The 5,468-nt window shown below is 71.2% G+C and carries 4 protein-coding genes; all 4 read left to right on the forward strand.

Features of this window, described 5'->3' with window-relative positions; translation table 11 throughout:
- Positions 1-163: 163 nt before the first annotated feature.
- Entirely contained in the window at positions 164-1,315 is a 1,152-nt protein-coding gene (argS, locus tag ACFV6D_RS29425; protein WP_380561757.1) for an arginine--tRNA ligase, read from the forward strand.
- A gap of 85 nt (positions 1,316-1,400) precedes the next feature.
- Positions 1,401-2,792 (forward strand): diaminopimelate decarboxylase, encoded by a 1,392-nt coding sequence (gene lysA, locus ACFV6D_RS29430; RefSeq protein ID WP_063347818.1) that lies wholly within the window; start codon positions 1,401-1,403, stop codon positions 2,790-2,792.
- A gap of 138 nt (positions 2,793-2,930) precedes the next feature.
- Positions 2,931-4,223: a homoserine dehydrogenase gene (locus ACFV6D_RS29435; protein WP_063347817.1), complete on the forward strand. Its 1,293-nt coding sequence runs from the start codon at positions 2,931-2,933 to the stop codon at positions 4,221-4,223.
- Between the two features lie 9 nt (positions 4,224-4,232).
- The gene (gene thrC, locus ACFV6D_RS29440) at positions 4,233-5,330 is read left to right on the forward strand and encodes a threonine synthase (RefSeq protein WP_063347816.1); all 1,098 of its coding nucleotides are present in this window, start codon (positions 4,233-4,235) and stop codon (positions 5,328-5,330) included.
- The last annotated feature ends 138 nt before the right edge of the window (positions 5,331-5,468 follow it).

Genomic DNA, 5,468 nt, shown 5'->3' on the forward strand with positions numbered 1-5,468 from the left:
GTGCATATCCCTGTGTTTTCTCTCACCCCCAACCCCCCCTGACGCTACCACTGGGTGTGTTGTCGGTGGGCTTTGGGGTTGCTGTTGTGTTGGGTGGGGGGGGGGGGGCGCGCGCCCCCCCCGCGCCGACGTCACCACCGAGTACTACCTGAACGACGCCGGCGTGCAGATCTCCAAGTTCGCCGGCTCGCTGAAGGCCGCCGCGAACGGTCAGCCCGTCCCCGCCGACGGCTACGTGGGCGAGTACATCGGCGACATCGCCAAGGCGATCACCGACGGCGTCCCGGGCGTGCTCGACCTGCCCGACGCCGAGCAGCTGGAGGCCTTCCGCACCGAGGGCCTCAAGCTCATGGTGGCCGAGATCCAGCGCTCGATGCAGGAGTTCGGCACCCACTTCGACGTCTGGTTCTCGGAGAAGTCGCTGCACGACTCCGGCGCGGTCGAGAAGGCCATGGACCGGCTGCGCGAGCAGGGCCACGTCTTCGAGCAGGACGGCGCGGTCTTCCTGCGCACCACCGACTTCGGCGACGACAAGGACCGCGTCCTGGTCAAGGCCGACGGCGAGACCACCTACTTCGCCGCCGACGCCGCGTACTACCTGTCGAAGCGGGACCGCGGTGCCGAGGTCTCCGTCTACATGCTGGGCGCCGACCACCACGGCTACGTCAACCGGCTGAAGGCCATCGTGGCCTGCGCGGGCGACGACATGGACCGCAACATCGAGGTCAAGATCGGCCAGTTCGTGAAGATGCTTCGCGACGGCGAAGAGGTCCGCATGTCCAAGCGGGCCGGCAACATCATCACGATCGACGACGTGATCGAGTGGATCGGCGTGGACGCCGCCCGATACACCCTGACGCGGTCCCCCACGGACTCCACCATCACGCTCGACATCAACGTGCTGACCAGCCAGTCCAACGAGAACCCGGTCTACTACGTCCAGTACGCGCACACCCGGATGTGCGGTGTGGCCCGCAAGGCCGCGCAGCTCGGTGTCGACAAGGGCGCGGCGCAGGACTTCAAGCCCGAGCTGCTCGCCACCGTGTGGGAGAACGACATCCTCGGTGCCCTCGGCGAGTTCCCGCGGATCCTGGCCACGGCCGGCGAGCTGCGCGAGCCGCACCGGGTCGCCCGCTACCTGGAGGACCTGGCGGGCAAGTACCACCGCCTGTACGAGAACTGCATGTTCCTGCCCAAGGGCGACGAGGAGCCCACGGACACGCACCGCGCCCGGCTCTGGCTGGTCGAGGCCACGCGAACGGTGATGGCCAACGGCCTGACGCTCCTGGGCGTCACGGCGCCCGAGCGGATGTAGGCACCACCCCCAAGTGCGCAGCGGGGGCGGCTGACGGTCAACGGAGACCGTCGCCGCCCCTCGCCATAGGTCAAGGAAGCAGGACATGTCTCGCTCCGCACACCCCGCAGGCCCCCGTCACGGTGACGTGCTGCCCGAGGGCCACTACTCCGCCCCGCCGGCCGACCTGAACGCGCTCGACCCCAAGGTCTGGTCGTGCACCGTCGCCCGCGACGCCGAGGGCGTGGCCACCGTCGGCGGGATCGACGTCAAGTCCCTGGCGGCCGAGTTCGGCACGCCGGCCTACGTGCTCGACGAGGACGACTTCCGGGCCCGGGCGCGGGCCTGGCGCGACGCCTTCGGCACCGAGGCGGACGTCTTCTACGCCGGCAAGGCGTTCCTCTCCAAGGCGATCGTGCGCTGGCTGCACGAGGAGGGCCTGAACCTCGACGTGTGCAGCTCCGGCGAGCTGACGGTGGCGCTGGCCGCCGGGATGCCGCCGCAGCGGATCGCGCTGCACGGCAACAACAAGACGGCGGACGAGCTCGAACACGCGGTGAAGACCGGCGTCGGGCGCATCGTGGTCGACTCCTACGAGGAGATCGAGCGGCTGGCCGCCATCACGGCCCGCCAGGGCGTCCGCCAGCAGGTGCTGATCCGGATCACTGTCGGCGTCGAGGCGCACACCCACGAGTTCATCGCCACGGCGCACGAGGACCAGAAGTTCGGGCTGTCACTGGGCAACGGATCGGCGGCCGAGGCCGTGCGCCGGGTACTCGGGCACGAGGGCCTGGAGCTGCGCGGCATCCACTCGCACATCGGCTCGCAGATCTTCGACACCGCCGGCTTCGAGGTGGCCGCCCGCCGGGTGGTCGGCCTGCTGGCCGAGATCCGCGACGAGCACGGCGTCGAGCTGCCCGAGATCGACCTGGGCGGCGGCCTGGGCATCGCGTACACCAGCGAGGACGACCCGCGCGAGCCGGCCGAGATCGCGGCCGCGCTGGCCGACATCGTGCGCCGCGAGTGCGCCGCCGCGAACCTGGACACCCCCCGGCTGAGCGTGGAGCCGGGCCGGGCGATCGTCGGCCCGACGGCGTTCACGCTGTACGAGGTCGGCACCGTCAAGCCGCTGGAGGGCCTGCGCACCTACGTCAGCGTGGACGGCGGGATGTCCGACAACATCCGGACCGCGCTGTACGACGCCGAGTACTCGGTGGCCCTGGTGTCGCGCCGCAGCGACGCCGAGCCGATGCTGGTGCGGGTGGTCGGCAAGCACTGCGAGTCCGGCGACATCGTGGTCCGGGACGCCTTCCTGCCGGCCGACCTGGCCCCGGGCGACCTGATCGCGGTGCCCGCCACCGGCGCGTACTGCCGCTCGATGGCGAGCAATTACAACCACGCCCTGAAGCCTCCCGTGCTGGCCGTCAAGGACGGTGCCGCGCGGGTGATCGTCCGGCGCGAGACGGAGGAGGATCTCCTGCGTCTCGATATCGGATGACGAAATCCTTGTCTCAGATCATGGAACGACCGTAGATCCGTGCGGGAAGTCCCCGAGACTGGTACGGACCGAAGTTCCCGGCGGCCCCCAGAATCCCGCCGGAATTACCGAAGCACGAAGAATGCAGAGCGGAGTCGGATGATGCGTACGCGCCCGCTGAAGGTGGCGTTGCTGGGTTGTGGTGTGGTGGGCTCCGAGGTGGCGCGCATCATGACGACGACGGCCGACGACCTCGCCGCGCGCATCGGTGCCCCGGTCGAGCTCGCCGGGATCGCGGTCCGCCGGGCCGGCCGGGTGCGTCCGGGCGTGCCCGAGCACCTGATCACCACCGACGCCGAGGCCCTGGTCAACCGGGGCGACATCGACGTGGTGGTCGAGGTCGTCGGCGGCATCGAGCCGTCCAAACACCTCATCCTGTCGGCGTTCGAGCGGGGCGCCTCGGTGGTCAGCGCCAACAAGGCGCTGCTCGCCAAGGACGGCACCGAGCTGCACGCCGCGGCCGCCGGGGCCGGGGTGGACCTGTACTACGAGGCCGCGGTGGCGGGCGCGATCCCGCTGCTGCGCCCGCTGCGCGAGTCCCTCGCGGGGGACAAGGTCAACCGGGTGCTGGGCATCGTCAACGGCACCACCAACTTCATCCTCGACAAGATGGACACCTCCGGCGCCGGCTACTCGGAGGCGCTGGAGGAGGCCACCGCGCTGGGCTACGCCGAGGCCGACCCTACGGCCGACGTCGAGGGCTTCGACGCCGCCGCCAAGGCCGCGATCCTGGCCGGCATCGCCTTCCACACCAAGGTCACCGCGGCGGACGTCTACCGCGAGGGCATCACCGAGGTGACCGCCGCCGACATCGCCTCCGCCAAGGAGATGGGCTGCGTGGTCAAGCTGCTCGCGATCTGCGAGCGGGCGGCGGACGGCGAGTCCGTCACCGCGCGGGTCCACCCGGCGATGATCCCGCTGTCGCACCCGCTGGCCTCCGTCCGCGAGGCGTACAACGCGGTGTTCGTCGAGGCCGAGGCGGCCGGCCGGCTGATGTTCTACGGCCCGGGCGCGGGCGGCTCGCCGACCGCCTCCGCGGTGCTCGGCGACCTGGTCGCGGTCTGTCGCAACAAGCTGGCCGGCGCCACCGGTCCCGGTGACTCGGTGTACACGCAGCTGCCCGCCAAGCCGATGGACGAGGTGGTCACCCGCTACCACGTCAGCCTGGACGTGGACGACCGTGCGGGTGTCCTCGCCCAGGTCGCGTCCGTCTTCGCGGAGCACGGCGTCTCCATCGACACCGTGCGCCAGCAGGGCCGCGACGGCGACGCCTCGCTCGTCGTGGTCACTCACCGTGCCACCGACGCCGCGCTGTCGGCGACGGTCGACAAGCTCCGCGCGCTGGACAGCGTGCGGGACGTGGCCAGCATCATGCGGGTCGAAGGGGAGTAAGGAACAGCCATGAACGCCGTTGCCGAGAACGTCGTCCGAGGCGCGCACACCCACCAGTGGCGCGGCCTGATCGAGGAGTACCGGGACCGCCTGCCGGTCACCGCGGCCACCCCGGTGGTCACCCTGCTGGAGGGCGGCACGCCGCTGGTCCCCGCCCAGGTGCTGTCCGAGCGCACCGGCTGCGAGGTCTACCTCAAGGTCGAGGGCGCCAACCCGACGGGCTCCTTCAAGGACCGCGGGATGACGATGGCCATCTCCAAGGCCAAGGAGGAGGGGGCGCAGGCCGTCATCTGCGCCTCCACCGGCAACACCTCGGCCTCCGCCGCCGCGTACGCGGTGCGGGCCGGGATGGTCTGCGCGGTGCTCGTCCCGCAGGGCAAGATCGCCCTCGGCAAGATGGGCCAGGCGCTGGTGCACGGCGCCAAGATCCTCCAGGTGGACGGGAACTTCGACGACTGCCTCACCCTCGCGCGTGAACTGTCCGAGAAGTACCCGGTGGCGCTGGTCAACTCGGTGAACCCGGTGCGGATCGAGGGCCAGAAGACCGCGGCCTTCGAGATCGTCGACATGCTCGGCGACGCCCCGGACATCCACGTCCTGCCGGTCGGCAACGCGGGCAACATCACCGCGTACTGGAAGGGCTACCGCGAGTACTCCGCCGACGGCCTGGCCACGCGCACCCCGCGGATGTGGGGCTTCCAGGCCTCCGGCTCGGCCCCGATCGTGGACGGCGCGCCGGTGCTCAAGCCGCAGACCATCGCCACCGCGATCCGGATCGGCAACCCCGCCTCCTGGGACTTCGCGCTCGCCGCGCGGGACGAGTCGGGCGGCCTCATCGACAAGGTGACGGATCGTCAGATCCTGTCCGCCTACCGGCTGTTGGCCGCGCAGGAGGGCGTCTTCGTGGAGCCCGCCTCGGCCGCCTCGGTGGCCGGCCTGCTGGCCAAGGCGGAGGCCGGCCTGGTCGACCCGGGCCAGCGCATCGTCTGCACCGTGACCGGCAACGGCCTCAAGGACCCGGACTGGGCGGTGGCCGGCGCACCGCAGCCGCAGATCGTCCCGATCGACCCGGAGGCGGCGGCGCAGCGCCTGGGCCTGCTGGACTGACCTGCCGTGGGGGCCCCCCGGGGGCCCCCCCCCCCCCGGGGGGGCGCGGCCGGGGGGGGGGCCGGGGGTGGTGTGCGGGGGGGCGGTTGTGTGGATTAAGCCGCGCCGTACCCTACGGATGCGGGGGGCAATACGGCC

The organism is Kitasatospora sp. NPDC059812, from assembly GCF_042732075.1.
GTDB lineage: Bacteria > Actinomycetota > Actinomycetes > Streptomycetales > Streptomycetaceae > Kitasatospora.

Bases quoted from the DNA above. Each gene is read 5' to 3' on its own strand.
- lysA (WP_063347818.1), top strand. From the start codon at position 1,401: ATGTCTCGCTCCGCACACCCCGCAGGCCCCCGTCACGGTGACGTGCTG.
- ACFV6D_RS29435 (WP_063347817.1), top strand. From the start codon at position 2,931: ATGATGCGTACGCGCCCGCTGAAGGTGGCGTTGCTGGGTTGTGGTGTG.
- thrC (WP_063347816.1), top strand. From the start codon at position 4,233: ATGAACGCCGTTGCCGAGAACGTCGTCCGAGGCGCGCACACCCACCAG.